Origin of the sequence: Microcoleus sp. A003_D6 (assembly GCF_036702825.1) — a bacterium.
In the GTDB taxonomy this organism is placed as follows: Bacteria; Cyanobacteriota; Cyanobacteriia; order Cyanobacteriales; family Microcoleaceae; genus Microcoleus.
On sequence record NZ_JAUBWA010000279.1, the window covers coordinates 1 to 1,820 of the forward strand.

Consider the following 1,820-nt stretch of genomic DNA (forward strand, 5'->3'; position numbering starts at 1 on the left):
CTGCACAAGCTATCCCGCAAGATAGTGAACGAAAACCAAGTTATTGCAGTAGAAAATCTCAATATCAAAGGTATGGTGAAGAATCATAATTTAGCTTCATCGATTAGTGATGTTGGCTGGGGTATGTTCTGTTCGATCTGTGAAGCAGGGGTTTTAAAAATCGGGATTTAGTTATAGTCGGAGCGGGCATTGTGGTTTCTCAGATGAAAGGTTATTTGCAGTCAGGTGCAGTTGAATAAATTCCTCTAAATGAGTCTGAATGCCGGGTAAAATTAACTTGTTTGTTATGCTTTAGTGGGTAAGGTGATGATAAATTCTGTTCCGGCTCCCAGTCGAGAGTTGACCTTCAGGGAACCGCCATGTTTTTCAACGACAATTTGACGAGCGATCGCCAATCCCAGCCCCGTACCTTTACCTACTTCTTTAGTTGTAAATAGATGATCGAAGATTTTGTTTTTCACCTCTTCAGTCATGCCCTTCCCGTTGTCCATAATTGAGATATGGACATGGCGATCGACAATAGTAGTTGTAATCGTAATTGTGTTAGGATTGGCTTCTATTTCCGCAAAACTTCGCCCCTGATTTGATTCATCCAAGGCATCGATCGCATTCGCCAGAATATTCATAAATACCTGATTCAACTGTCCGGGGAAGCATTCAATTTGCGGTAGATTGCCGTAATTTGTCACAACTTCAATGGCAGGACGCAGATTATTTGCCTTGAGACGATGTTTCAAAATTAGAATTGTACTGTCTATCCCTTCATAGAGATAAAATGGCACTTTATAATCTCGATCGTCCCGGGAAAAAGTTCTTAGACTGGTACTGATATTTTTTAATCTGTCACACGCCATCCCCAGGGAGTTAATTATTTTGGGCAAGTCTTCTAGACTATATTCCAAGTCAATTTCTGATTCATGGTCGAGAATTTCTTCACTCTTCTGAGGAAACTTTTCTTGATATAATTTTAAGTGTTCAAGGATATCATTGAGGGTGGGTTTAGTTTGACTAAGGCTGGCAGAAATAAATCCCAAAGGATTATTCATTTCGTGGGCGACTCCCGCAACTAAATTACCCAAAGCGGACATTTTTTCACTTTGGATAATTTGTAGTTGTGATTGTTCAAGCTGTTGAGCATAGGCTTGAGACTGCTGATAGAGTCGAGCATTTTCTAGGGAGATTGCTACTTGGGTAGAGAGAAATTTAATGATGGTGAGGCGATCGCTAGTAAATACACCACTGGTAAAGCGATTGTTGAGATACAAAATACCAGTCAAATGTCCTTGATTGAGAAGGGGTAAACACAGGATACTTTTCGGCTGCTGTAGTCTCAAATAATCCCCAATTACAGGTAAATCTGTTTCTAGGTCGTCAATCACGACGATTTGTTTAGTGTTTTTGACATATTGAATTAGTTTGACGGGGAGATTGGGGTTATTTTCTAGGGGTTCGGAGCAGAGTTCGGTGGCGCTTGGTGTGGCGATCGCCCGCACTTCCCAAACTTTATTTTCATTGGGTAAGATTAAGGCACAGCGATCGCCGCCAGAGTTTTGCAAAATAACTTGGGTCAGTTGATGTAGCAACTCATCAAGTTGAATCGTTCCCGCAAGGCTTTGGGAGGCTTTGAGAATGGCGGCAAAGTCGAGAGCATTGTTGACGCTGATGCTAGAAGAAGAAAGGCTGGAAATAGTAGATGAGGGGAGAGAAACATTAGAAGTGGCTATGCTTGCCAAGGTTTCTAGTACGTTGAGAGGTTGGGCAGCAGATTCGAGAATGGGACGCAATAAGTGAGGATAGCGGGTTTCTAAGTCATCAGTCTT

1 protein-coding gene and 1 pseudogene are annotated in these 1,820 nt (G+C 41.8%); one reads left to right on the top strand and one right to left on the bottom strand.

Features of this window, described 5'->3' with window-relative positions; genetic code table 11:
* Positions 1-138, top strand: a pseudogene (locus QUB70_RS32400) (RNA-guided endonuclease TnpB family protein); the annotation flags it as partial.
* 146 nt (positions 139-284) lie between these two features.
* Here the strand turns inward: QUB70_RS32400 and QUB70_RS32405 are convergent.
* Positions 285-1,820: GAF domain-containing sensor histidine kinase (locus QUB70_RS32405; protein WP_332985903.1), on the bottom strand; the 1,536-nt coding region annotated here is incomplete at its 5' end.